We start from the raw sequence: 26,140 nt of genomic DNA, 5'->3' as shown, positions 1-26,140 counted from the left end.
TCGTCAATAACAGGTCCTGCTCAGGATATCCCCCTGCACTTCCCTGGACAGCTCTACGAACCTGGCGCTGAATCCGCCCACCCGCACAAGCAGATTTCCATACTTTTCCGGATGTTCCATGGCCTGTTCCAAATCCTCACGCCCCGTCACCGTCACCATAAGCTGTGCGCCTCCATGCTCAAAATAAGCTTCCATCACCCCTCTGGCAGCGCCCCGGTGATGACAGAACGTATCTGTGGAAAATCGGATGTTCTGCACCGCCCCCGCATGGATATCCGTGTCCATCTTCAGCATGGAGTTCAGCACCGCGGTCACACCGCTTTTGTCGCCTCCCGCCTGGGGGCTGTTGGCGTTCGCCATGGGCAGATACGCATTTCTTCCATCCGGGGAGGCGTGGGTCAAAAGCCCCAGGGAGGTATTCGCACTGTTGTTGATCACCACCACCAGGTAGCTGTCCAGTCCGTTTTTTTCCGCCTGCTCCCTTGCCTTCAGACAGACAAACCGGTGCAAGTCCTTCATCATCCCATCCGGCCCCTCCTCATCGTTTCCGAACTTACCGCATTTTTTCAGCCGCCTCTGCAAAAGCTCATATCCCCTGAAATCATGACACAAAGCCTCCAGCAGTTCCTCCCTGTCCACACACTTATCCTCAAACACAAGCTTCTTTATAGCGTACAGGCTGTCCGCTGTATTCACATTTCCATAGCTCTCCAGCGTGCCTCCCAGATACCGGATCCCGCCTTCAAAGATTCCCTTTCCCCGTTCACAGCAGTCATCATACAGCATGGATAAATACGGAAGACAGCAGACCTGCCCTGCAAAATCATATTCCGCCTTCTCCTGCCATGCGGCTGCCTCTATGTGAAAGGCGATCCACTTCTTGAAATCCCCGTAGAACTCCTCAAAACTTTCATACGCTTCAAAGGGCTTCCCCGCTCCCGTGATCTCTCTGATCTTTCCCAACACATCCAGTCCGTTATTTACAGACAGATATCTGGCATCCTGAGGCCTTCCATACCTAAGAAAGATTTCCAGTCCTTTCAGCAGGTTGATGACACCGCTGGGTGTACCAAAACTCTCATGATCAATGACATATTCCCCGCAGCCATAAGGAACATAATGCACCGCCTCCTCCCTGGGAAGAGAAAAGGCATGTTCCACATCTCTGATGATCACATCATCGTTGTAGAGGACCGGATAGGTGCACCCCTCCCCGATGGCTTCATATGCCAGATCCAGCAGTTCTTCATCCATGCCTTTGTAAAACCGGAGCGAAAGCTGCGGGTCCGGATTCTTCAGGCTCCTGGTGGCCTGTATGCAGGACTTTGCCAGCCTGTCCGCATTCTTTTCACATCTGCGCCCTCTGCCGCCGATAAAAATCCTTCCGTCCGTGATGGTGCGCCTTTTCCCCATACGCTCCCACAGCTTCCGGATCATTGCGTCCGCCTGCTCCTGCGTCAGATGACCGCTGTCAATATCCGCCGCATAAAAATCTCCCAGATAATCGTCAATCCTGCCATAGTTGCGCACCTCAGAGACCAGCACATACATCCAGAAAAGTTCCATTGCTTCCAGCAGATGTTCCGGCTTTTTCACCAGAATGGACTCCATCGCACAGGCCACAGCGTCCATACGCCGGGCCGCTTCCGGCCTGCCTTCCCTCCTGGCCCGTTCTCTTTTTTCTGCTGCCCGGTCCCTGTAACAGGCTATCACTTCCCCCAGGGCTTCCAAAGCAATCTGCATTCCTCTGTATAACCCATGGGCATCACTTCCCGCCTCAGAAGCAGCCAGATACGCCTCAATCCTGCTGACCATACCCGGATATCCCAGTTCAAGCAGTTTATGAAAATCTAAAATAGCCCCGGCAATCCTGTAGAGAGGATAAGTTACCGCCTTTTCCCCCTCCCAGTCATCTGTGGGAAGGGCCAAAAGCTGCCGCTTTGGGTATGTCCCCCGAAGCCTTGTCCTGCTGTTCTCCTCTTTCCAGAATTCCAGCATATCAGATAACGCCTCCGTGTAAGCGCTATCTTCCTTCTTTCTTTCCATCTCGGCTCTTATTTTATCTTCATGATAATAATAAAGGAATCCGCCAATCTGGCTGGAAAATCCCACTGCCCCGTAATGACAGCCCCCCGGAACCAGGTCATCCTCCTCTATATCCAAAAGGATCCTGGGCAGCTGCCATTTCAGGCATTCTGCCTCCCGTACGGCTTTATGTTCCCCCGCATGTTCTCTGTAAATCCTTGTAAATTCCAGCTCCAGCCGGAAATCATCCCTGTTATAAACGGTTGCCATCTGTTATCCCTCCCACCGTAATTTTTCACAGCCAGTTCAAACGGCAGGTTCTCTCTCCCCCGCCATTTTCCACATCCAGGAACGTACCTGCCTGTTTGGGGATGAGCAGGAAAGTCAGACACCTTTCTTCCCCCGGAGCCAGAACAATATAATTGTCATTGCCCAGCATCCAATAACCATCCTCCTCCAGCTCTATCCCTGCCTGCACAACCATCTTACTTCCTGTGTTTGTTATCCATACCTTTTTTCTGAACCTTCCGTTCCCCAGGTTTTCTTCCTCTTCCCGGACAATGGCAGCCTCATTCTCCATCTCTTTTAACGGCCGCAGAAGCTCTTTCTCCAGGGTGCTGAAAAGATAAGTATTCTCTGTTCTCTCCCCTGTTTTGCAGCCGCAGGATACCGTAATATAATAAAGGCCGTCCTCCTGCGGAATCTCAACCGAGAGTTCCGTCACCAGAGAGCTTTTCCCCACGGGGACGCTGCGCTCCATGGCCTTTTCTGTCAGCACCTTCCCCGACGAGTCCCTGGCCACAGCCTCAATCCGTACCGCACCCTCTGTTCCGGAATTGGATACATAGATTGGGAAGACACTTTCTTTCCCCTTCTTCACCTGCAAAGAACGGTAATCCACCGAAACATGCAGCGGCTCAAAGGCTTTCTTCACCATATAATAGGCAGGTTTTGTCTCCCCATAATAATCCATCAGATTCGTACAGGAGGCATTGGGCCACGGCTCATTTAACTGCCAGATGATAACGCCGCTGTTCTGAAATGCCCTTCTTCTGTCCGCCTCCACGATGAAACGCAGCCCCTCCGCCTGAAGGTACTGGCTGCATGTTACAAATTCATCCAGATGTGCCGTATCTTTTGGAATCTCTCCAAACATCTCACAGTCCCGGAAATACGTCCCCCACCATTCACCGTGGTGCTGCCAGTTCCCGTCCCCCGACATAGGGGTGGGGCGGAGGGATTCTTCCGGCAGAAACTTTTTAAGGGATTTCACACTGCTGGTCCCATCCATCCCGAATTCACTGTGGAAGAGATTGTCCGACTCCCCGTACAGCTCATAATGCCCCGGGTTTCCCTCATATCTCCAGCTCCCGTGGACATCATGGCTGACACCCTTTTCTCCGGAGATAAACTCTCTCGGACCGGAAGCCGATGTGGGCAGGAACATACGCCTGCCGTCCAGACGCTCCACAACCGCCTGCAGCATTTTTAAGTTCTTATTCTCAGCAGAACAGGGCGTATTTTCCTTCTCCATCAGTTCATTTCCGCCGCTGTAGACCACCAGGGACGTATGATTCCTTTTTTCCTCCACCGCAGCAGCCGCATTCTTCTTTAGCAGCCCCAGAAATTCCTCATCCTGGCAGGGACGGTTATCGATCCCCGAGCTGGACTGTATAAACTCCTGCCATACCATGATCCCGTTCTCATCACAAAGACGGTAAAATTCCTCAGTCTCGATGAGGCCTCCGCCCCATACCCGCACCAGGTTCACCCCTGCGTTTACCATGGCCGCCACCATATGTTCATATTGCGCCTTAGACACATTGCCGTAAATATGGTCCAGGGGGGTCATATTCACTCCCTTTATGTATATCTTCTTCCGGTTTATGACAAAAGTATAAGGCAGGGCGTCCACGGCGCCTTCATTCTGCGCATACTCCAGAGCGCGCAGTCCCACTCTCCACTCCTTTTCCCAAAGAAGCCCCGTCTCATCCATAACTGCTGCCTGAAACAGATACAGCGGCTGGCTGCCATACCCATTGGGATACCAGAGAGAGGGATTTTCTATCTCAAAAGCCTCATCCACCTGTACCCCATCTGCTTCTATCTTCCGGGTCTCCTCTGTTATCTTTTTCTCTTCCGTATCACCTGTATCACATCCAAAGCCCCGAAGCAGCTTCACATCCAGGCTGTTTTGACTGCCCAGTTCTTTTATCCTGGCTTCTATTTTAAGCTTTCCATGTCCGGCTACCCTGTTATCCTCCAGCCTGGCTTTGAAATAAATCTTCCCTTTCCCCATACTGTAGTCCGTGTCTATATGGCAGTCCTTCAGACACACCTCCCGGTCCGTGCGCAGCAGTACATCCTGCCAGAACCCTATATTGACCAGTCTGGTGGAAAAATCCCACTTATAATTAAACCGGCTTTTCTGTGTGGATGTGCGGGAGGTATAGCCAATCTGTCCCATCTCCTGGGGCACGCCCCGGAAAAGGACCACCAGCTTATTCCTGCTTCTGATCCTTCCGGTCAGGTTTATTTCCAGAGGCTCATACATCCCCTTCCTGCTCCCCACCCGCTCATCGTTAAAAAACACCTCCGCCTCATAATCCAGTCCTCTGCATATCAGAGTGACCTTCTCCCCTGAGAGGTTTACTCCGTCCAGATCCTCCGGAAACTCTGTGCGGTACATCCACCACCTGTTTTCCACCCATTCACAGTTCAGGCTATTCATCCCATAATAAGGATGTTCAATCAGCCCGGCTTTCCACAGATCATAATGAACGCCGCCCGGAACCTTGGCGGGGATCCAGGGCGTCACACCGTGCAGGGTCTGCCCTGTCTCCATACTTTTTTCCTTCACAGGCACATAGGGCCAGTACCCCTTTACTTCCCATTTCAGTTTTGACAATGATATCTCCATAGTATTTCCTCTCCACGCAGAACATGGGCTGACGCCCCGAAAGACGGATTCGTCCCCGGGCGCCAACCCATTCGCTTTTTTTATCTCTCAGAAGTAAACCTTAAATGTCTTGATTTCATAACATCCCACTCCGAAATGAATTTGATTTCCGTTAAATTCCAGTTCCTTCTCTTCTTCTTCACAGAGATTTGTCTCTATTACTTTTTTAACCGGGATCCCAAATACCAGGCTCACATCCGTATCCGCCTGGTTGGCAAATTCATAAAGCCTCACCACACACCCGGTCCCGTCCTCCGAGCGTTTTATGGTATCTATCATCACATGGCCGCTGTCCGTACGCACCAGAGAAAATTCTGCCGCTCCTGTTCCCGGCTTACTTCCTTTGGCCATTCCGGTCAGCAGAGGCATATTCAGATTCTGGGCCTCTCTCTGGATCTCCTGCACGGCATTTCCACCCTTGTGCGGGAAAAGAGAATAGGTAAACGTATGGATTCTCCGGTCAGCCGTCTCATCCGGCCTTACGGCGGATTTGATCAAAGACAGCCCCAGTACATTTTCATGGATATCCCATCCGTATTTACAGTCATTCAGAAGCGCCGCTCCGTAGCTGCCCTCCGACAGATCTGCCCATCTATGTCCCGGGACTTCAAATCTGGCAAAATCCCACTCCGTGTTGGTGTGTGTGGGACGTTTGATATTGCCAAACTGAATCTCATAAGAAGCCTCTGTACTGTGGATATCCACCGGGAAATAAGTTTTAAAGAATACTTGCTTTTCCCTCCAGTCCACTGTGGTGGCAAAATCAATCCTTCTGCTCTTGGCGTAAAGAATAAAGTCCTGGGTCACGGTAGACGCGTTGAACGTCCACACCTGCCGAAGCACCGCCCTCTCCGCGCCGCACTCCGCCACATCACGTTTTTGAAGTACAAAAGGAGCATATTTCTTCTCCTTGTAATAGACATCCACATCCCACGCGTCAAAACGCTGCGGTTTGTCTTCATAGGCAGCAAAGACATTCATAGGGGAATCACAGGTCACCTTCCTATTGTTCTCTTTGTCAAAGAGATAACAGATCTCACCGTTTTCATTAAAGCGCACCTCATAAAACCTGTTTTCAGCATGATCCCGGTCCATGGTAAGCTCATCCCGGTCATGGGCGCTTTCCTCCCCACAGGGCGGAGAAATGGCAAAGGTTTTAAATCCGCAGGCAGGGATATGCTCCGCATACAGCAGGATCCCATCCTCAGTATCCTGTCCCCTGACCAGGGTGTCCTTATCCCAAACACACATGCCCTTTGTGACCTGTCCGCCATAAGGGATACACACATAGTCAGAGCGCTCATACCCCGCGGTATTGTAAAGCACAAGGGAATCCTTCTCCACTTCCAGGGACATATCCAGATTCCGCCCGGCTGCCCGAAGCAGTTTCGTTCCCTCATCCTTTATCCATTCATAATCCCTGGCAGTGTCCTCATACACCTGCCTGATGGAGGAACCCGGCAGAATATCATGGAACTGGTTCAAAAGCGTTCTCTCCCACATCTCGTCCAGCTTCTCTTTTGGGTAGTCCCCCTTCTTGGCAAGGAGCGTCCCCAGCTCCGCCATCATTTCAATATCATGCAGGAGCACTTCTGTCTTCCGGTTATACTTCTTGTTTGCCGCCTGGGAAGTATACGTGCCTCTGTGCAGTTCAAAATACAGTTCTCCATCCCACTTACCAAGTTCTTCTTCTTTGGTGCGCTCATAAATCTTCTCAAAGTAGCCTTCCGCAGAAGTCATCCTCACTCTGGGAATCCCCGGGATATTCTTCATGACACGGCTGGTCTCCAGCATTTCTCTGGTGGGACCGCCTCCGCCGTCCCCCCATCCGTAAGCGATGAGAAGACTATCATTCTTATCCTTATCTTTATAATTCTTCCACACCCCTGTCACTTCCTCCGGGGTCATATGGCCGTTATAAGTGTAAAACCAGGAACCGTCCTCCGGGGTGGTGATAAAATGCGTAAAGATCTCACTGCCGTCAATCCCCTTCCACCAGAACGTGTCATAAGGAAAGTGGTTATACTGGTTCCAGCTGATCTTGGTCGTCATGAAATATTTCATCCCACATTTTTTCATGATCTGGGGCATGGCTCCCGAGTAGCCGAAAACGTCCGGAAGCCAGGCAAGACTGCTCTCTTTTCCGAATTCCTCCCGGATATACCGTTTCCCGTAAAGGAATTGTCTGACCAGGGATTCCCCGGACGGGATATTGGTATCCGGCTCCACCCACATCCCCCCTGTAATCTCCCACTGCCCTTCCTCAATCTTCTCTTTGACCTGGCTGAAAATCTCAGGGTAATCCTCTTTTAAAAATTTATAGAGCTGTGGTGAGGTATGCATAAAACGGTATTCCGGATACTGCTTCATCAGGTTCAGGACCGTGGAAAATGTCCGGGAAGCCTTTTCCCGTGTAGCATTCAGACGCCACAGCCAGGCCATATCAATGTGGGAATGGCCAACACCGTAAACCGTGGGTTTGATCTCCTCCACACCTGCCAGCTCCTCCAGATTCTCCTGGATATACTCCAGAGCCTCATAGACAGAACCGTAGTATTCCTCTTCCTTATAATTCAGGAAATTCACCTTCTTAAAGGTATCATTTAAAAGTCTTGTCATACGGATCCTTCTCAGGTCCCCCTCATCCAGAAGAAGGACACAGCGAAGCAGAGTATCCACCACAAAACAAAATTTATCTACCCTCTCATCCAGTTTAACAAGCTGTGCCACCTTAAAGGTCCTGAATTTTGGCGGTACCAGCACACCGCTCCATGCTTTGAGAGACAACTGGAGTTTTGTTTCCTTATTGAACGTTTCCTCCAGGAGCGCCTCCTCATGCCAGATATCTATGCCCTGGACCGCACTGCCGTTTATGTACAGCAATGTTTCCGCCGTGGAGTCACCGCCATCCCTTGGCCCCACCAGAAGCTTGACTGCAATCCTGCCGTCTCTAAAACTCTCCGGTATTTTCACTGTTGTCCGGAACCAGGCCACCTTGTCATATCCTCCCCAGGTGTCCCATAAACGGAAGTCTGCCCAGCCGGAATCATCATACTCCGGCAGATACGCGTCATCTATACGGTCATCCATGTCCGTCTCAAAGTATTTCCATTCCTCTATGTCTACAATCTCCCGGTATCTGGTGGGACGGATATCCTCATCCAGATACTTCCTGATCTTTTCCAATATAAAATGCGGGTCCTGCACCTTCAATCTATTATCCTCCGTCGCTTTTTCTCACTGTCCGCCTCACCCGGCCAGTCTGTTTCCTGCAACTGACAACGCTGCATAATCTCCCAGTTCCTCCCCCAGACCTGCCGGGACGATCTGACATATCTTCTCGGAAAAAGGCAGTGCCTCTTTTCTTATCATTTCTTCCATGGGGCCTCTTAAAATACTTTCCTGGCGTAAAAAGATACTGCCGATGACAATCTTCTGGGGATTTAAGATATCAATTAAAATGGAAATCCCCCGGCCCAGCATCCTTCCGGTCTTCTGCAGGATAAGCAGCGCCAGCTCATCCCCTGCTTCTGCCGCATTCCCCACATCCGCAGTGGTAATCTCATCCATGCTCCTGCTGCCGTCCCAAATGGCGGTCTTTCTTCCCGCACCCGTCCATTCCCGGACATAGTCCGCTGTCAGCCGGGCAATCCCGCCGCCGCTGCAGTATCCCTCAAAGGACCCTTTTTTTCCATAACCTCTTGGGCCATCCTCTCTCAGCCGTACATGTCCCACTTCTCCCGCCAGATCCGTGGTGCCGCTGTACAGTCTGCCGTCCAGGATCAGTCCTGCTCCAAGCCCTGTCCCGAAAGTCAGGAAGATCATATTCTGTGTCCCTCTTCCCGCACCCCACATCCACTCCGCCAGCGCACAGGCATTGGCGTCATTCTGCACTGCCGCAGGAATGTGAAACGCATCCTGGAACGGGGTGCGCACATCGATCCCGTCCCAGGCAGGAAGGTTGGGCGGGCTTAAAATCAGCCCCTTCTCCGAATCCAAAGGCCCTCCGCAGCTGATTCCCACCGCTTCCGGCCTCACATGGGGGTATTTTTTCAGCAGGGACTCCAGGACAGACACCATACGCCCCACTGCCTTATGAGGGTCTTTTGGGGTCGGGAACTTCTCCTTACAGAGGATCCTTATCCCGTCCCCTTCCTGCCTGCCCAGGGTAACTGCACACTTCGTTCCGCCGATATCAATTCCAGCCAAATCTCTCATCCGAAATATGCCTCCTCGATCATTCTGCACAGGGTATGGTAAACCGGAAGATGAAGCTCCTGGATATCAGGCGTTGACAGGGCCGGGACACAGATACACACATCACATAACTCCTTCATCCTGCCCCCGCTCTCCCCTGTCATCCCAATCCGGTCCATGCCCTTCACCTTTGCGGTCTCCAGGGCATAGATCACATTCCTGGAGTTTCCCGAGGTACTGATACCCAGCAGCGTATTCTTCTCATTTCCATATCCGTATACCTGCTGTGCAAACACCATCTCCGGGACCGCGTCATTGGAAAACGCAGTGGACAGCGCGATATTGCTGGTCAGTGTAATGGCCGGCAGCGCACCCTGCAGATGGTTCCCCAGGATTTGTCCATTCTCCGGGGAAAGCTCCCTTAACTTCTCCTGCTCCGGCTTTGGCAGGGGACGCCTGATGGCAAACTCTTTCATCAGCTCCCCCACAATATGTTCGGAATCCGCACCGCTTCCTCCGTTGCCGCAGACAAGCAGCATACCCTGCCTGTCATAGGTATCCCTCAGAATTTCATAAGCCCTCTCTATGTCCGCCCTGCAGACACAAAGAACCGGATAATTCTCAATCAGCTTCTCCAGATGTTCCAAAACAGCCATCTTCCTGCTCCTTCTCCAACAATAATTTATCTATGGACTTTTCAAGAAACGCCTCACTCCCGAAGCTGCCTGACTTGAGCACCATCTTATAGAAAGGCGCCTCCAGGCTCCTGCACGTGGGAAGCCCTGCCTCAATCTCGTCCAAAACCTCCATCCCCCGGATTCCCAGGGCTTTGCATATGGCGGCGGAAGTATCCCCTCCGCAGAAAATCACATGGCGGATACCGGCCGCCTCTATGAGCCTGCAGGAAATCTCCGCCAAAACAGAAGATACCACAGAGGAGGCTGCCGTGTTGTCATAGCCATATTCCCCTGCAATCTTTTTTGTCTCCTCCACAAGCCTTCTGTCATGCATAGAATGCACCATCAGAAAATCATGCTCCAAAAATGCTTTCTCTCCCAGGCTGATCACCCGCGCTGTCTCCTGCTGCCGCTCCCGGTCCGTGAACAGCTTCCTGGTATCCAGCTCCAAGAGACAGCAGCCCTTCTCTCTCATGTATGCAGTCTGATGAACCGTCTGAGGGGTAAGGCTTCCGGCTGCACAATAAACCTTTGCCCTTACCTTTTGGCTGGGGGCCGGCACTCCTTTTTGCCCCTTGGAAGCATATATCTTTCCCAGATATCTGGACAGAGCCGAACTTCCGCAGATCATTTTTTCCGACTGCAGTACATTTGCCAGCAATTCCAAATCTGCATTATCCCTCACATCCATAATACAGTAATGACATGTTTTTTTGATTTCATCCAGCGCCTCTCTCACTGCGCCCTCACCGTCTGCATAGCGGTCAGAAGAGATATGCCCCACCTTTCTGGAGGTCTGTCCCCCCAAAATCTTAGTCAGGTCGGATTCCAGCATAGGATGGACCGGGTCATGCCTGAACTGGGATTCCTCCAGAAGCACCCCGTGCACATAATGTTTTCCCTCCACAGTGGTTCTCCCGTTGTCTGGAAACCCAAGGACCACCACTGCAAAATCCACTTGCAGAAAATCCATCATGGCATCAAATTCTGCCCCGATATTCCCCCGGAATACAGAACACTGCTTGTCTATATACTGGACAACACCTTCTTTTGGTATCTGCTCCAACGCGCCCCGTACTTTTTCGTAAGCCCGTTCTTTTGTGTCAAACCGGGAATCCGTGTCAAGGATTAGCACATCACAGGGGGCATAGTCTGTTTTCTCCCCCTCCTTATAACTATAAACATGGACGGACAGCCCTTCTTTCGCATACATAATGCCAATGTCATTGGCTCCCGTTATATCATCCGCTATCACTACCGTATACGGCATATCTGTTCCTCCGTCATCCTCATATCCCTTACCATTCCAGCATATTCACCTCATGCCACGGCTTGGAATGGTCATATGGAAAATAGATTGTCTTGATCTCACAAGGTGTAAATGCCAGTTCTGCCTCCCGGTCCATGAACGGAAGCTTCAGCACAGCCTTCCCTTCCTGTTTCCTGGTCTCATAGGCCCTGACAATGACCCCCTGCCCGTCTTCCGCCTGCTTCACCGCACTGACACAGACATGGCTGCTGTCCACACGGAGAAATGAATTTTTCTGTGGCAGACTGCCCTCATGGAATGTCTCGATAATGGTCACTGGTTTCCGGTTCAGCTCTGCCGCATGTTCCAGGATACCGGAGCTCTTCCATCCCATCTGATGAGGCAGGAGCAGATAGGTAAACTCCTGTATCCCGTCATCCACATACTGATATTCCACCCCTTCCTCCAGCACTTTGGGATTATGATGTGCATAGACGGAATTTTTCAGCACTGTCAGGTTCATCTCGTCAATGTCCATACTGTAGCTGTATTTTGCGTCGTTGGCTATGGACAGCCCATACATACAGCCCTTCTCGAAGTGCTCCCCAGTGAAATCAAACCAGGTCTGGCCCGGCTCCTCCTCCCCGTTGGCGCTTTTCTCAATATAGCCATAGGGAATCTCATAGGTGGGCTTCCTGAAATTGAGATTGACCGGATATCGCAGCTTCAGCATAGTCTGGGGTTCTCTCCAGTCCACCCGCACCTTTACCTCCACATGATCCAGGTCTTTGTAAAGGCGGAAATCCTGTATCACGTAAGACTGGTTATACCTGTATTTCACCCGGATCACGGAGCGCACCGGGCCTTCCTCCAGCACCTTTTTGTACACCATCTTCATATCGCCCAGTTCCTTGTCGAATTGAAAGACATTATGGGACCAGGTATCCGACTTATCCTCCAGCACGACTAGACGTGCGCCTTCTCTGCGCAGCACCTCCAGATTGGCTTTCTTATCATACAGACCCGCCATATAGCCGGTCTCCGGATTCATCCTGATATGAAGGTTCTCATTCTCCAGGTCATCTTCCCCTGCCTTCACACATGGAAATGCAGGAACATCCTCCACATCCGTGTACAGTTTAAATACCTCATAACCCATAGCAGGCAATTCCGCCACAAAAAGCAGCCTTGACTGGCCGTTCACCGCAGCTTCGGACTGGATCCTCTGGGCAGGGAGCACCTTTCCCGCGGAATCCGTCAGCTTGAAAGAATCATTGGAAAGTCCCCTGACTTCCAGTTCCACTGCCATCTTCCCTGCCCAGGCATGGGTGTTGAAGACCACGATGGGCTTCATAGCCGTATTTTCTTCTATATGGATATCCCAGGATATGGCCTGCACTGCATAGTTCAGGTTCTTCTGCCCCATAGCCATTGCCTGTCCATACAGATAAGAAGCATCCTCACAGGCAGAGGGAATGCTGGTTCCCGCCAGGATGTCGTGGAACTGGTTAAACAGGACACCCTTCCATGCGGTCTTGAAATCCTCCGGATATTTCTGCCCTTCCCGGACCTTTGCGATGGCGCTGTATCCCTCTGCGGCAATCAGCAGGTTCTCCGCCCTCCTGTTTTCCCGCTTGATCTTAGACAGAACACTGTAACATCCGCTGGAATGGTGCTGCAGGTCGCCTGTGTATTCCGGAAAGACCCTGCCGCTGCTTTTTATGGATTGGAAAAAGCCTTCTGTGGTCCCCATCTCCAAAACCGGCATATCCTCCCTGGCATTCAGCTCATAAATACTTTTGATATTTTCTTTCGTCGGTCCCCCGCCATGGTTGCCTACCCCGTAAAACATCATCAGTTCTTTTTCCCCGTCCTCCATCTCACATTTCAGCCGGTCTGTATATTTTTCCAAATCCTTGCCCCAGGTACAATATTCATAAGGGATCCGGTATGCCGTCACCTCTGAGCCATCCATGGATCTCCAGTGGAAGATCCGGCCCGGAAGGCCTTTCTCCAAAGGCATGGGACGCATGAAGATATAATGATCCATTCCGCTTTTCTTCAAAATCTGGGGGAGATTCCCATTGTGCCCGAAACTATCCACATTATATCCCGTCTTAGCCGTGACACCGAATTTCTCTTTAAAATAACGCTGCCCGTAAAGACCCTGCCGGATAAAAGACTCCCCGGACGGGATGTTGCAGTCCGGCTGTATCCACCAGCCGCCCACGATCTCCCACCGGCCCTCCTTCACCCTCTTTTGGATCTCCTGAAACATTTGCGGGTTATTCTCCTCCACCCATTCATAAAAAGCCGCAGAGCTGCAGGTGAATACAAAATTCTCGTCCTCCCTCATCCTGTCCAGCGCTGACTGAAACGTAGCCTTCACTTCCTGAAAGCCCTCCTGCCAGTTCCAGAGCCACACCGGGTCCAGGTGTGCATTTCCGATCATATGCAGTTTCTTATCTTTCATAACGTCCTCCTTTTTGTGCCCGGCTCTTACGCCCTGCCCTTGCTGTTGAGATAATGAAGGATCTTATCCTCCACCAGACTCCTCACTGCGTCCCTGCACTTTTCAATGGTCTCGTAAGGATAACCGTTCAGTTCCGCTTCCGTCATATGGCCCTCTCTTCCCAGGACCGCCAGCATCTCCAGTTCCAGATCCGTGGCGATATTCACTTTGCTGACACCGCCCTGGGGCATCCGGGCTGCTTCCAAGACCATGTCGCTTGGCACCCCCGAGCCGCCATGCAGGACCAGCGGAACCTCTGTCCGCGCATTGATCTCTTTTAGCCGCATAAAGTCCACTTTTGGCTTTCTCACCGTGTACACCCCATGGGCAGTCCCCACCGAAACAGCCAGCGCGTCCACATGGGTCAGGCTGCAAAAGGCCTTTGCCTCATCCGGCACGGTATACAACTCCTCATCCGTATCCGTCTCCACAAAATCCGTGGTGCCGATTTTCCCCAGCTCCGCCTCCACCGTAATGCCTCTTTGGTGGGCCAGCTCCACGACCTTCCTGGTCATCTCCACATTTTTGTCAAAATCCAGCTCGGAGGCGTCGATCATCACAGAGGTAAACCCTGCGTCCATGGCCTCCTGTATGGTCTCCAGGCTTTTCGTATGGTCCAGATGAAGCGCCATAGGCACCGCCGGCTTCAGCTCCTCTACCACACGGTAAAACTCATCCGCAAATGCCTTTGCCCCCACCTGATGGCGGACGATCTCCTTCTCGGACAGCTGGACGATCACCGGTGAATCCGTATGTACTGCCGCCTCTATGATAGGCTTGATCAGCTTGGTATACCTGGCAGAAAAAGAACCTACCGCATATCTTCCCTCTCCCGCCTTCTGTAATAAATTTGTCAGGTTTTCAACGTTTTCCATGTTTGCTCCTTTATTTATGTGTCATGAATTCTCTCAGCATCTCTGCCATAGGCAGAAAACGCTTCCCCAGTATTTCCTTATAATCCTCACGGTTTCCCTGTCCGGGCAGATACTCCTTCTCCATCCCCATGGGCTTTAGCAGGAATCTCGCCGCTGCCTCCCTGCCCCTGTCTCTCTCCAGAAAAACAGCCGCCGCACCCAGGGCCGTGGTCTCCCTGCAGGCCGGTACCAGCACCTCCCTGCCCAGGATATCCGCTTTCATCTGCATAAGCGCGTGGTTGTTCACCGCTCCGCCCCCGCATATCACTTCCCCGATCTGCACTCCCTGCACTTTTTCAATCTGTTCCAAAAGCAATGCCCCCTGGTATTGGATCCCCTCTATCATGCCCTTCATGATATCCAGGCCGCTGTGCGCTTCCCGCAGCCCCAGCAAAGCCCCCTGCATGGAAGCCTCATAATACGGGCTTCCGCTGCCGGTAAGCCAGGGAAAATACAGGATCCCCGTAGGACCCTTTGGCAGTTCCTCCAGATTCCGGTTGAGTTCCTCATAGGACAGCTCCGTAAGCTGCAGCTTCTTCCGGTACCACTCCAGGGAATGTCCGGATGAGGGGATATTGGCCATATAATACCATCTGCTGTCCCCGAAAGGCCCATACTGCAGTCCATCCTCCTGCCGGAACCCTCCCGCACGTTTTCCCGCCAGTCCGATATAGGTTTCCGATGTCCCCGCACTGTCACAAATCCTGCCGGGATCACCGTACAGCATGGCAAACGCAGCACACACATGGTCATGCCCGGCCAGAGCCACCGGAATCTTCTTTTCTTCCCAGATCCCCGCCGTTTCCCCGGAGGCTCCCACACAGGGAAAGTTCTCCTTATTCAGGCCAAATGCAGCCATCCGCTCCTCATCCCAGCAGCCCGCGCCGATATCATACAGATAGGTCCTTGCGGCAAAACCCGGCTCCGTCACAAAAGCACCTGTAAGCTTATATACCACATAATCACAGACAGACAGCCAAACGGTTCGTGACCGGTCTATAGGGCTGTGTTCCAGGACCCAGAGGAACTTATAGAGCCCATACTTATAACTGTTCCGAAGCCCGGTCCGCTCAAAAGCTTCCCCCTGCCCCACAAACCCAATGCTGCGCCTGTCAAACCAGGGGATTATGTCCGACAATTCCCTGCCCGTAATCCGGTCCACCGCAAGGCCTGCCTCCGCCATACCGGTAACCGCGATTCCCGTCACCGAAACATCCGCCAGCGCCCCACACGCTTCCAGCAGCATGCCATGGACCAGACCCCAGAGCACCCCGGGCCGGTACACCGCCCCCCACTCGTCATGCTCCAGAGGCGTGGGGACTTTCCTCTTCCAAAGCTCCTCCCCGTCCTCCCCGAAAAGCACGGCTTTTATATGTGTGGTCCCCACATCCAGAGCGATCATCCCTTCCATAAGAACCTCCTTTATCTATGCAGCTTTGTCAAATCCCGTTTCAATTTCTCCATCCCCGAGACAGGGCTTGTCAGAACCATGTCCGCCTGTTCCGGGCTCACCGCCGCAGCCATGGAGGCCTGGGCCAGCACGATCACATCCGAATGTCTGCTGCACTGCTCCACGGCTTCCCGTATCCTATCATCATGCTCCCGGCGGTTCCCCTGCATGAGAAGTGCATATGCCCCCTCCACAAGAACCGATTCCATCTCCACGCTCTTCCCGGCTTCCTTGGCCTTTTGCCCGATCAGACGGACCGTAGGCCCAAGGGTGGAAGGAAGCGTGGCAAGGACACTGATCCTGCTTCCTCTCTCCACCGCCTGCACAGCCATGGCCTCATCGATCCTGTAGACAGGAATGCCCAGAGACCGGTCCGCCTCCTCCGCGATCTCACCCACGGTGGAGCACGCGGACAACACCGCGTCCGCCCCCTGCTCCTTCAATATTTCCGCATAGGCCATCCAGCGTTTTTTCACATCCTCTGTACTCTTGCCCGCGATCATATCCTTCAGGATCGAATCATCCAGAATATGGACCCGCTCCGCCTCCGGCAGGATACGCTCAGCCAGTTTCTCCAGGCTGGAAATCGTTGCCGGGGTGGTATGTATGATTCCTACCTTAACCTTCATCTATTTCACCGCACCTCCCACATTCATACCCTGGATAAAATAATTCTGGAAGCAGAAGAACAGGAGCAGGATAGGTATCATGGACAGAAAAGAAACCGCCATCAGATAATTCCAGTCTGTATAGCCCTGCCCCTTGAATACCTGCAGTCCAAGCTGCAGCGTATATTTTGTCCGGTCACTCAGATACAGAAGCGGACCCTGGAAATCACTCCACGCTCCCTTGAAAGAGATCAGCGCAACTGTGGCCAGGATGGGTTTCACCAGGGGCATCATAAGTTTTCCCCAGATATAGAAATGCCCTGCCCCGTCCACCCTGGCTGCTTCCATCAGCTCATTGGGGATGGTCCGGTAAAACTGCCTCATCATGAAAATATGGAACGCATTTCCACAGAACGCAGGTACGATCAGCGGAAGATACGTGTTCACCCACTGCAGCTTGGAAAAGATAACATAGGTGGGCACCAGTGTCACAAACCCGGGGATCATCATCGTGGCCAGGACCACGCTGAATAAAATCTTTTTCCCCGCAAACTCAATTTTTGCGAACCCGTAAGCCACAAAAGAGTTCACAAAAACCGAACCGATGATGTTGAAGAAAACGATCACCAGCGTATTCAGGGTATATCTGGTAAAAGGCGCCTTCTGCCACGCGATAACAAAGTTTTCAAACAACGGTTTCTCAGGCAGCAGCTTCGGCGGATATGCCGCCACCTCCGGCGCTGATTTCAGCGCTGTACTGAGCATCCACGCAATGGGCACCAATATGATCACCGCGCCCAGGGACAAAATGATCAGCAGGACAATGGATGAAAGTTTCTGCTTCTTTTTCATACCTTTAGTCATCGTTCTCACCCTCCTCGTAATACACCCATTTTTTTGAAACCTTCTGGTTGATCACCGTAATGATCATGATGATTGCAAACAGGAACCAGCACATAGCGTTTGCATACCCTGTCTTAAAGTTTTTAAATGCCTGATTCCACAAATGCAGGTTATAGAACAGCAGAGAACCTGCAGGATTCCCGCTGCCGTCGCCGGAGAATATGTATCCCTCCTGGAAAATCTGGAAGGCACCGATGATACCGATGATAAGGTTGTAGAATATGATAGGCGAAAGAAGCGGCACCGTGATCTTTATGAATTTCTGAAATCCGTTGGCCCCGTCAAGGCCTGCCGCCTCATAATAGTCCTGAGGTATGCTCTGCAGCCTGGCCAGATAGAGGAGCATCTGCCCCCCAAGCCCCCAAAGGTGCATCACGATGATCGCCGGTTTCGTCCAGTTGGGGTCTGTCAGCCAGGCCGGGCCTTTGATCCCTATCACCGCCAGCGCGGAATTCACCAGTCCGTTGGCCGGGTCCAGAAGCAGCATCCACAAAAAATAAGTCCCCACCCCAACCATAATGGAAGGGAGATAGTAAATGGTACGGAATGTCCGCAGTCCAAAAATGGATTTGTTCAAAATGACTGCCACCACAACACCGCCCACGGTAACCAGCGGAATATTGATGAGGGCATAAAACAAGGTATTTCCAAATGCCTTCCAGAACAGCTGGTCCTTTGTGAACATGTGGACATAATTCTCCACACCCACAAAATCAATCTTCAGCATATTATAATCCGCAAAACTGGTAATGAAGGAAAAAACCATAGGCCCTAAGGTAAAACAGAGAATCCCCAGCAGCCAGGGCAGGATAAAAACATATCCATATGCCGTCTCTCTGGATTTTTTATTTTTAATCCCCAGCTTTGTCAAAAGCTTTCCAAACATAATAGACCTTCTTTCTTTTTTTCGCTGCCGCAGATGGAAAAAGAAAAAAGCCGCCCACCAGCAAAAGTCGGTGAACAGCTTTCCTCATCTGCCGCTTTTCGTATTGACCTGTATCCTTTATTTGTTTGACAGGAAATCTTCAAATGCCTTCTGGGCCTTATCCAATGCCTCATCTGTGGATTTGGTGCCAAGTGTCCCTTCCTCGATGAGCGGGTTCACCACATCCTGATACCCCTTGATCCTGTTAGGCGTAAGGGTAAGGACTGTCTCATCCAGGGCAGAAGAAATCTCCTTCACCAAAGGTTTTTTATAAAATTCCGAGGTATCATCAAAATCATTCCGGGCTGAAAAATCACCCAGCTTTGTGGACAGGAAATCCTGTGTCTCCCTGCTGGTCACATATTTGATAAATTCATAGGAGCCCTCCGGACATTTGGCGCCTTTTGGAATCTCTAATACAAAGCCGCCGCCTGTGGTGACATGGCCCTGTCCCTCTTTGAATTCCGGCATTTTTATGACACCATATTCCAAGTCAGGAGCTGACTGCTGCAGATTGGATACATAACCGCTTGTATGCACCACCATGGATACCATACCGGAGGCAAACGGGTCGCCCATGCCTGACTGCCATGCCGCCTTCAGCTCATTATATTTATCCTGGCCATACACATCCATCTGTTCCCTGATCCACTGATAAGCCTCTTTATTTGTCTCTGAATTTACGATGGGGGTTTCCGCTTCCCTGTCATACCAGCACGGACCCTGGTTTGCATTCACCAGCCAGGTATCCACACCGCCGTTACCCAGAACCGGCTCTATTCCCACGCGTTCCCAGTCATCTCCGTTTTTCTTGTCCAGCTTCCTGGCAGCAGCCGCCAGATCATCCCAAGTGACAATCTCCTCCGCGTTGATCCCCGCTTCCTCAAAATGGGCTTTATTATAATAGATAACCCGCGTATCTACGGAAAGCGGAAGTGCGTACGTCTCCCCGTCATCCCCGGTGCAGGCATCCATATACTGTTCATAAAATGCGTTCTTCGTCTCATCCTCCAGGAATTCATCCAGGCTTTCCACCTGTCCCTCCTGTGCACGGAATTTCACTTCCTCCATGCTGTTCGCCATGATATCACAGGGTTTTCCGGCTGCGATCTGCGCTATGTTTTTTGTAAAGATATCCCCGAAAGGAGTATCCACATATGTAACATGATATTTGTCCTGAGACTCGTTAAAACCCTCCACCATCTCTTCAATGTACGGTTTTCTGGCATCTGAACTCCACCATCCCCAGAACTCCAGCTCTGTCACTTCCCCGGAAGCACTCTTGCCGGACTTTGCATCACCGTCTTTTGCGTCACTCCCGCAAGCCGCCAGTCCTGTACATGCCATCATGGCAGCCAGCACCATTGCCAATACCTTCTTCTTCATTTCCGCTTACCTCCTGATAATTAACGAATGATTTCTACAGTCATTATACTATCACATTTTATTCATCTAATCAAGCATTATTTGAACATTTTTTGATTTTTTATGACCATAATATGAGTTCAATCTGATCTTGAATGAATTTCACAAGTCACACTATCACTATTTCCCAAGGACAGCGCCTCTTTTTTGTGCACATGTACCAGTCCATGAAACAGTCCGGCAAGCCGGACTCCCGCGCCAAAGCGGGGCCGCCTGCGGACAATGGAAACGGGGGCACCGAAGCGCCCCCGTTCCCTGTCTCCACCTGCCGTATCCCAATACAGCCCCATCACAATGTGCGTATCACACTGCAGGGATTGCCCACAGCCAAACTGTTGGGCGGGATATCCTTCGTAACAACACTACCCGCCCCTATCACACTATTTGGACCGATGGTCACCCCCGGCAGCACCATGACGCCGGCACAGATCCAGACATTGTCACCGATGGTGACCGGGTGGGTGTATTCCAGACCCGCCAGCCGCTGCTCCACATCCATTGCATGCTCCTCCGTAATGATACACACGTTAGGGGCAATAAATACGTTATTTCCAATGGTGATCTTTCCGCTGTCCAAAAGCTTGCAATTGACATTCAGGAAAAAATTATCGCCCACCGTGGTGTTATACCCATAGGTACAAAAGAGCGGCTGTTCCACGGTACAGTTCTCTCCCGCCTTCCCAAACAGTTCCTTTATGGCCGCCTGGCGCCTGTCCCGGTCCAGGGGGTGTATCTGATTATAGTCGTACAGCTTTTTAACGGTCACGTCACGGTCCCCGGCAAGTTCAGGGTCTCCCGGCTGGTACAGCATACCGGCATATGATTTTTCTTTTTCTGTCATAAGATCCACCTCATAAAATAGATTTTTATTTCTCTGCATTTCCCAAACTGCCAGTGCCTCCCGGCGCAGATAACCGGTGCTCTATATCGGCGTATTTACGCCGGACGGCACTGCAGACGTCTACGGCCTCGGAGGCATCAAAAAAGTATCCCCGGTCCCCAGGATCCACTCCTCCAGTTCCTCATACAGCTCACGTCTCTTTTCCGCATAGAGCGGTTCATGGGCATAATTCACCAGCTCATAAGGATCCTCTGTGAGATGAAAGAGCAGCCACTCACAGCCCGGCAGGCACACATATTTCCAGCCATCTTCCGTTATCACTCCCCGCCACGGCTTATCCACACTGTCAAAATGTCCCGTAGGGATCACAGACTGCAAAAATGCAGACCTCTTATCCCCCGCAGGGCGCGTCCTTCCCTCTATCCTCATCCAGGATTTATCCGTGCCCTCCATCCATGCAGGTATCGCAAGCCCGCACAGCCCAAGGCTGGTGGGCGCAAAATCCACATGATTAAAGCATATCTTTTCCCTGTATCCCCCCTTCAGCCCATGCTTCAGCGCCGTACTCCTTCCCCCTGATAAGATAACCGGAATCCTGACAGACTCCTCATAGGGGGACATTTTCCGGAACTGCCCGTGAGAGCCCATCATTTCCCCGTGGTCACTAAAAAAGAAAATATGCGTATTCTCCTCAAGCCCAGTCTCCTCCAATGCATCCAGTATCCTTCCCATGTTGTAGTCCAGATTTTCAATCTGCCCATAATAGCCCGCAATATGCCGCCTGGCGCGTTCGGTTATCCTGGGGATCTTCGGCACATTCTCCCTCAGCTCCACGCCGCCCGGCGTATGCCTCCCCATATAGGCCGGGGGCGCAAAATGCGGGTCATGCGGGGGCTGTACACTCAGCACGGCAAAAAAAGGGGATTCCTGCCTCTTCTTTTCTTTCATATAGGAAATGAGCAGGTCAGACAGCCCATCCGTTTCATATGCCGGCAGTCTGTAAGGGGCAGCCTCCCTCTCCCCCTCCTCTCCCCCTATATGCCCGTGCACCCATGTGTGAAACGGACTGTTATTATTCTCATAACCGATCCAGGTCTTGAAATTCCCCCGCCTGTTTCTTGGGACCACATAGTTCTCACAGGTATTTTCCGCGTCCTTCAACCCGTCCAAATGCCACTTTCCAAAGTAGGCGGTATCATATCGGTTCTCATTATATACATCCGCCACTGTGGGAAGCGTGCAGTCAAGACGCATCTCATGCCCCGGCACCGCTCTGTGGGGATATCTGCCGCTCAGCAGAGACCCCCTGAACGGACAGCACAGAGGCATGCCCGATACCCCGCCTCCCTCTATCTGGATACCCGACTGGGACATCAGATCCAGATTCGGTGTACAGACATTCCCGTCCCCATTACATCCCAAAGCCTGAAACCTAAGCTGGTCGGCAAAGATCCATATCATATTAGGATGTCTGTCCGGGTGCATATGATTATCACTATGGTACATATTCCCTCCCCGCAGCTGTTCAGCCTCCATCCCAGCTGCTCTTCCCTTTCTTTTTTCTTATCTTAGCATTGTAATTCAAAATCAAATTATTTTCAATAATTAATCAAAAAAAATCATTTAAAATCATTTTTCTTGAAAATTATTCACATTTCATTCATTTTATGATATAATAAACGTTAGTGAGGAAAATATGCCTGCATATTTGACGAACGGCGAATGGCAGTCATGGGTCCAAGATCCATGACCTGATCCATGCAAAATACAAGAAATAGAATGAGGTGAAAGCAATGATACCTGCAGTGAGACAAGAAAGGATTCTGGAGATATTGTCCAAAAACGAAATCAAATCCACAGAATCTCTCATGGAAGAACTGGGAATTTCCATATCCACACTCCGCAGAGATTTGACCAAGCTGGAGCAGGAACACAAAATCGAACTGCTCCATGGGGGCGGGGTAAAAATTTCACAGAGACCTGTAGAGCTGAACATAACGACCAAGTTGAATATGAACAAAGACTCCAAAGACCTGATCGCAAAAAAAGCCGCCTCCCTGGTAAAAGAAGGCGACGTCATCTTTTTGGACCCCTCCAGCACAACCTATCTGATGATCCCTTACCTTGCCGATAAGAAGATCACGGTATTGACAAACGGAATCTCCCATATCAACCAGTTAATTGCCTATGATATTCCCTGTCTGATGATCGGCGGCAGTATAAAGAAAACAACCAACTCCTGCCTGGGACCCCTGACTGAAACGGTCATGCAGACCTTGTACTTCAACAAATGCTTTCTGGGCGCCAGCGGATTTGCCATCCAGTCGGGAATCACCAATCACGATATGAACGAACAGGTGATCAAGACCATAGCGCTGAAAAACTCAGAGCAGCCGTATTTCCTTCTGGACAGCTCAAAATTCGGGTTGATCGCAATGGTAAAAGTAGCGGACTTAGACACCTACCCCATCATCACCGAACAGATTCCCCAGGAGCTGGCGGGATATACCAACTTCATCACCTTATGAGCCTCAATCCCGCCGGACCGTGCCTTTCGTGACACGGCACCTTTTGTCCGGGGTGTCCTCCTTTTGGCACAGACACAGAACCTACCTTACCCAAACATCCTTGTTTTTCCTTACAAACATCCGAAAATCATGCGGTTTCTTCTTCATCACTTTCTCAAAATCATCTGCCACATGCTTTGCTGTGCCCATTCTGGTCAGCCGGTAAAGCATGTGCATCACTTTCGCGTACTCAGCCTCAATCCCCCGGATATGGATCCAGTAATTCAAAGCCAGTCCGGGTGAAACGGCGTCATATCTTATTTCTCTGCCCAGCTCCTCAGAAAATATCTCTGCCGCCCGGTAATAATCAATGGCCTCCGGCCCCGTCAGATCATAGGCCGTATTTCTGTGCGCATCCGGTTCTAAGAGGACCTCTGCCCCTATCTCCCCGATATCCTCCGCATCAATAAAACTGGTCAATGCCCTACCCACAGGGACAACCACCCTGTCAAAATGCTGTATCTCAAAGGCATGTATCCCTGATAAATTCTGCATGAAAAAACTGGGTCTCAAAAAGCAGTACGGTATCCCAGACTGACGGATATACTTTTCTATTTTATGATGAGGAGGCATGGGATTCTTTTCAATTCCGATCAGAGAAAGGAACACTGCCATCTTTATGTTTTTCTCATCCCTCATATAGGTCAGGAACGGCAGCATCTCCCCCGGGTCGCCCATCTGCGGCGGCCGCATAAGAAACACCCTGTCGATATCTTCCAGCGCCGTTTGAAAGCTGTCCGGCTTTGAAAAGTCAAGGTATCTGCACTCCGCCTTCCCTGCCATACCCTCCTCCAGTCTTTCCGGCCGGGTACCCGCCGCCACCGCCGGCTGTCCGGCCTGCCGCAGATATTCCAACACAAACCCGCCCACATTGCCGGACGCTCCTGTCACTAAAATCTTACCCATTTTTTTCTACTCTCTTTCCAGAATCTGATTTGCCTCCCGCAAAAGCCCGATGAATGTTGTAAAACGTTCCTCCCCCATGCCTTTTTGCAGCAATGTCATATTCCTCAGATATTCCTCATGGGTTTCTTTTACTAATTCTATGGCTTTATCCTCAGGCATTAAAAGATATTTCCTCTTATCCTCCGTTGACGGGACCTTTCTGATATACTCCATCCTGCACAGCTTTTTAACCATCACCGCGATCATCGGCTTACTGACCTTAAAAAACTCAGCCGCCATGACCGGGGTCACCTCCCGCTCACTTTCCGCAATAAATATCAGAAGCCCCATCTCACTTGGACGAATGGGAAGTTCCCGTTTCATATTCATATTCAAGCGGCAAAAAAGAGAGATTTCCCAGGCATTCTTTTCCTCTTCATTCATTTGTTTTCCCTGAACCTTATTTTTAAACCTATTATAGTTAATCTGGTTAACTATGTCAAGATATTTTTCTACACGCCAATCCTATAAAATCCGTACTTTTACAGTATCCTTGCTCCATCGTTTCCTTTATACCAACAAGAGAATTATCGCAGCAACTGCATTTCATCCCTTTGATCAAAGGCATGATAATGCTTGTCGTGGAGCCTTCCATGATCCTGCCCAAAATCGGTAACAGAATAGACAGATTTGCCGGCTGATGATAAAATGTGAATAGGGCAGGAACCAGAGAATATGAAGAACAGACGGGCGATGTTACGATAGATACGATGTTTTCTGCAGACATAGAAAATGCGATTCCATAAAAATAAATATTACCAGAAAGGTGGAATAAAAAATGGGCATAAAAAATCTTACCGATAGAATTTATTATCTGCCACATGAAGCAGAAGTAGATCGTCCCATGCTTGCGTACTTGAAAGGAAGCAGATTTTCGCTTGCCATAGACGCTGGATATTCAGCAAAACATATTGATGACTTTTATGATCAATTAAAAGGAGCAGGGCTTAAAAAACCTGATTTTACCGTCATAACACACTGGCATTACGACCACACATTTGGCATGAGCCGGATTCATGGAGCCAGCATCGCCCACGAAAAAACAAATTTATTCCTGAAGGAGCAACAAGAAAAAGCTCTTGAACCGTCGTATATTAATCGTTTAAAAAAAGAGGATCTTTGTTTTGAACGAGAATATCATGGTGAAACAAAACTGCATATCGTATTGTCCGACATTCAATTCCGGAAAGAGCTTCTTCTAGACTTAGGTGGAATGACCGCAAAAATATATCACACCGAAGCCCCTCATTCTGAAGATACCGTTTGTGTTTATGTACCGGAGGAAAAAGTCCTCTTCCTGGGAGATGCCACAAGTGAAGATTTTTTCAACAATGGTTATATGGATAAAAGCAAGCTGCGGAAACTGGTGCATATGATTCAAGCGACGGACTGCATTTACTGCGTTTTAAGCCATGCAGAACCACTAAGAAAAGAGGATTTATTAAGTTACCTATACGGTTTGTCAGAAAGCTGAATGTCTATTATCATGATGACCGCCCCGCCGCCAGCCAACGTCTGCTCTCTTACTAAAAATCGTATTCGCCAGTTTTGCCATTCCGTAATCATACCGACATAAAGCCGGAGTTGCTTCTGGGATCACAGGTCGGTTCATTATATGCCAAATACCGCAGCGATCAAAAATTGCATTACAAGATTGGTGTTCATTACTTTTTCATACTAATCAGCAAGCTGCTCCATCGACGGCTTATGTTCAAGGCTCCTATAAATGGCTGCATACATGGCCTCACCCATCAGATTGATGAACAGGACATCATATTCTCCATATTCCGGGATGTTAGAATAAAACCCACAGCACCCGCACCTTCAGGCCGATTTTTATAGCATCTTCTCCATATTATGTACTTTTGTTCATCATTTCCGGAGACCAGATGTTATTTGCCATCCTTATTCCGCCCGCTGCGTCTGTACTTAATAAAAAAAGC

Annotated in this window: 19 protein-coding genes; 2 read left to right on the top strand and 17 right to left on the bottom strand. The window is 50.6% G+C overall.

The genetic code is table 11. From position 1 onward, the window contains the following. Nucleotides 1–3: 3 nt before the first annotated feature. The 15 genes from CI595_RS12390 to CI595_RS12320 all read right to left on the bottom strand — a co-directional run bounded on the left by CI595_RS12390 (nt 4) and on the right by CI595_RS12320 (nt 22,191). The gene (locus CI595_RS12390; RefSeq protein ID WP_095173576.1) at nt 4–2,295 is read right to left on the bottom strand and encodes a pyruvate formate lyase family protein; all 2,292 of its coding nucleotides are present in this window, start codon (nt 2,293–2,295) and stop codon (nt 4–6) included. Between the two features lie 25 nt (nt 2,296–2,320). After that, nucleotides 2,321–4,945 (bottom strand): glycoside hydrolase family 2 protein, encoded by a 2,625-nt coding sequence (locus tag CI595_RS12385; protein ID WP_095173575.1) that lies wholly within the window; start codon nt 4,943–4,945, stop codon nt 2,321–2,323. 87 nt (nt 4,946–5,032) lie between these two features. Beyond that, entirely contained in the window at nt 5,033–8,191 is a 3,159-nt protein-coding gene (locus CI595_RS12380; protein WP_243135173.1) for an alpha-mannosidase, read from the bottom strand. 42 nt (nt 8,192–8,233) lie between these two features. Beyond that, nucleotides 8,234–9,202 carry an ROK family protein gene (locus CI595_RS12375; protein WP_095173573.1) on the bottom strand — a complete coding sequence of 323 codons (969 nt, stop codon included), beginning with the start codon at nt 9,200–9,202 and terminating at the stop codon, nt 8,234–8,236. Then, the gene (locus tag CI595_RS12370) at nt 9,199–9,837 is read right to left on the bottom strand and encodes a D-sedoheptulose-7-phosphate isomerase (RefSeq protein ID WP_095173572.1); all 639 of its coding nucleotides are present in this window, start codon (nt 9,835–9,837) and stop codon (nt 9,199–9,201) included. The genes CI595_RS12375 and CI595_RS12370 overlap by 4 nt, the downstream gene beginning before the upstream one ends. Beyond that, nucleotides 9,803–11,128 (bottom strand): four-carbon acid sugar kinase family protein, encoded by a 1,326-nt coding sequence (locus tag CI595_RS12365; protein WP_095173571.1) that lies wholly within the window; start codon nt 11,126–11,128, stop codon nt 9,803–9,805. The genes CI595_RS12370 and CI595_RS12365 overlap by 35 nt, the downstream gene beginning before the upstream one ends. 28 nt (nt 11,129–11,156) lie before the next feature. Next, complete coding sequence (locus tag CI595_RS12360; RefSeq protein WP_095173570.1) at nt 11,157–13,580, bottom strand: alpha-mannosidase; 2,424 nt, start codon at nt 13,578–13,580, stop codon at nt 11,157–11,159. 26 nt (nt 13,581–13,606) lie between these two features. After that, nucleotides 13,607–14,494 (bottom strand): class II fructose-bisphosphate aldolase, encoded by an 888-nt coding sequence (locus CI595_RS12355; protein ID WP_095173569.1) that lies wholly within the window; start codon nt 14,492–14,494, stop codon nt 13,607–13,609. 10 nt (nt 14,495–14,504) lie between these two features. Further along, complete coding sequence (locus tag CI595_RS12350) at nt 14,505–15,944, bottom strand: FGGY-family carbohydrate kinase (protein WP_095173568.1); 1,440 nt, start codon at nt 15,942–15,944, stop codon at nt 14,505–14,507. Between the two features lie 11 nt (nt 15,945–15,955). After that, a complete protein-coding gene (locus CI595_RS12345; RefSeq protein WP_095173567.1) occupies nt 15,956–16,612 on the bottom strand; it encodes an aspartate/glutamate racemase family protein in 657 nt (218 codons plus the stop codon). Then, nucleotides 16,613–17,455, bottom strand: coding sequence for a carbohydrate ABC transporter permease (locus CI595_RS12340; RefSeq protein WP_095173566.1), 843 nt, complete (start codon nt 17,453–17,455; stop codon nt 16,613–16,615). It abuts the gene before it with no gap. Then, nucleotides 17,448–18,380 (bottom strand): carbohydrate ABC transporter permease, encoded by a 933-nt coding sequence (locus tag CI595_RS12335; protein WP_095173565.1) that lies wholly within the window; start codon nt 18,378–18,380, stop codon nt 17,448–17,450. Before CI595_RS12335 ends, CI595_RS12340 begins: the two co-directional genes overlap by 8 nt. 117 nt (nt 18,381–18,497) lie before the next feature. Next, nucleotides 18,498–19,805 carry an ABC transporter substrate-binding protein gene (locus CI595_RS12330; protein ID WP_095173564.1) on the bottom strand — a complete coding sequence of 436 codons (1,308 nt, stop codon included), beginning with the start codon at nt 19,803–19,805 and terminating at the stop codon, nt 18,498–18,500. A gap of 328 nt (nt 19,806–20,133) precedes the next feature. Beyond that, on the bottom strand, nt 20,134–20,685 hold the full coding sequence (locus CI595_RS12325; protein ID WP_095174334.1) for a sugar O-acetyltransferase: 552 nt from the start codon (nt 20,683–20,685) through the stop codon (nt 20,134–20,136). Between the two features lie 120 nt (nt 20,686–20,805). Further along, the gene (locus CI595_RS12320; RefSeq protein WP_162291870.1) at nt 20,806–22,191 is read right to left on the bottom strand and encodes a sulfatase family protein; all 1,386 of its coding nucleotides are present in this window, start codon (nt 22,189–22,191) and stop codon (nt 20,806–20,808) included. 287 nt (nt 22,192–22,478) lie between these two features. Between CI595_RS12320 and CI595_RS12315 the strand changes: the two genes are divergently transcribed. Further along, complete coding sequence (locus tag CI595_RS12315; protein ID WP_095173562.1) at nt 22,479–23,213, top strand: DeoR/GlpR family DNA-binding transcription regulator; 735 nt, start codon at nt 22,479–22,481, stop codon at nt 23,211–23,213. An 81-nt stretch (nt 23,214–23,294) separates the two neighbouring features. Here CI595_RS12315 and CI595_RS12310 read toward each other — a convergent pair whose 3' ends face one another. Further along, nucleotides 23,295–24,158 carry an NmrA family NAD(P)-binding protein gene (locus CI595_RS12310; protein WP_095173561.1) on the bottom strand — a complete coding sequence of 288 codons (864 nt, stop codon included), beginning with the start codon at nt 24,156–24,158 and terminating at the stop codon, nt 23,295–23,297. Between the two features lie 6 nt (nt 24,159–24,164). Further along, nucleotides 24,165–24,581, bottom strand: coding sequence for a MarR family winged helix-turn-helix transcriptional regulator (locus CI595_RS12305; RefSeq protein ID WP_095173560.1), 417 nt, complete (start codon nt 24,579–24,581; stop codon nt 24,165–24,167). A 394-nt stretch (nt 24,582–24,975) separates the two neighbouring features. On the opposite strand from CI595_RS12305, the gene CI595_RS12300 reads away from it, so the two are divergent. Continuing rightward, complete coding sequence (locus CI595_RS12300; protein ID WP_095173559.1) at nt 24,976–25,671, top strand: MBL fold metallo-hydrolase; 696 nt, start codon at nt 24,976–24,978, stop codon at nt 25,669–25,671. Nucleotides 25,672–26,140: the final 469 nt, after the last annotated feature.

Origin of the sequence: Blautia hominis, assembly GCA_002270465.1 — a bacterium.
GTDB classification, from domain to species: domain Bacteria; phylum Bacillota; class Clostridia; order Lachnospirales; family Lachnospiraceae; genus Blautia; species Blautia hominis.
This window is presented reverse-complemented; position numbering and strand designations above follow the sequence as displayed.

Coding starts and splice junctions, on each gene's coding strand:
- CI595_RS12390 (WP_095173576.1), bottom strand. CDS start 2,295: ATGGCAACCGTTTATAACAGGGATGATTTCCGGCTGGAGCTGGAATTT.
- CI595_RS12385 (WP_095173575.1), bottom strand. CDS start 4,945: ATGGAGATATCATTGTCAAAACTGAAATGGGAAGTAAAGGGGTACTGG.
- CI595_RS12375 (WP_095173573.1), bottom strand. CDS start 9,202: ATGAGAGATTTGGCTGGAATTGATATCGGCGGAACGAAGTGTGCAGTT.
- CI595_RS12370 (WP_095173572.1), bottom strand. CDS start 9,837: ATGGCTGTTTTGGAACATCTGGAGAAGCTGATTGAGAATTATCCGGTT.
- CI595_RS12365 (WP_095173571.1), bottom strand. CDS start 11,128: ATGCCGTATACGGTAGTGATAGCGGATGATATAACGGGAGCCAATGAC.
- CI595_RS12360 (WP_095173570.1), bottom strand. CDS start 13,580: ATGAAAGATAAGAAACTGCATATGATCGGAAATGCACACCTGGACCCG.
- CI595_RS12355 (WP_095173569.1), bottom strand. CDS start 14,494: ATGGAAAACGTTGAAAACCTGACAAATTTATTACAGAAGGCGGGAGAG.
- CI595_RS12350 (WP_095173568.1), bottom strand. CDS start 15,944: ATGGAAGGGATGATCGCTCTGGATGTGGGGACCACACATATAAAAGCC.
- CI595_RS12345 (WP_095173567.1), bottom strand. CDS start 16,612: ATGAAGGTTAAGGTAGGAATCATACATACCACCCCGGCAACGATTTCC.
- CI595_RS12340 (WP_095173566.1), bottom strand. CDS start 17,455: ATGACTAAAGGTATGAAAAAGAAGCAGAAACTTTCATCCATTGTCCTG.
- CI595_RS12335 (WP_095173565.1), bottom strand. CDS start 18,380: ATGTTTGGAAAGCTTTTGACAAAGCTGGGGATTAAAAATAAAAAATCC.
- CI595_RS12330 (WP_095173564.1), bottom strand. CDS start 19,805: ATGAAGAAGAAGGTATTGGCAATGGTGCTGGCTGCCATGATGGCATGT.
- CI595_RS12325 (WP_095174334.1), bottom strand. CDS start 20,685: ATGACAGAAAAAGAAAAATCATATGCCGGTATGCTGTACCAGCCGGGA.
- CI595_RS12320 (WP_162291870.1), bottom strand. CDS start 22,191: ATGTACCATAGTGATAATCATATGCACCCGGACAGACATCCTAATATG.
- CI595_RS12315 (WP_095173562.1), top strand. CDS start 22,479: ATGATACCTGCAGTGAGACAAGAAAGGATTCTGGAGATATTGTCCAAA.
- CI595_RS12310 (WP_095173561.1), bottom strand. CDS start 24,158: ATGGGTAAGATTTTAGTGACAGGAGCGTCCGGCAATGTGGGCGGGTTT.
- CI595_RS12305 (WP_095173560.1), bottom strand. CDS start 24,581: ATGAATGAAGAGGAAAAGAATGCCTGGGAAATCTCTCTTTTTTGCCGC.
- CI595_RS12300 (WP_095173559.1), top strand. CDS start 24,976: ATGGGCATAAAAAATCTTACCGATAGAATTTATTATCTGCCACATGAA.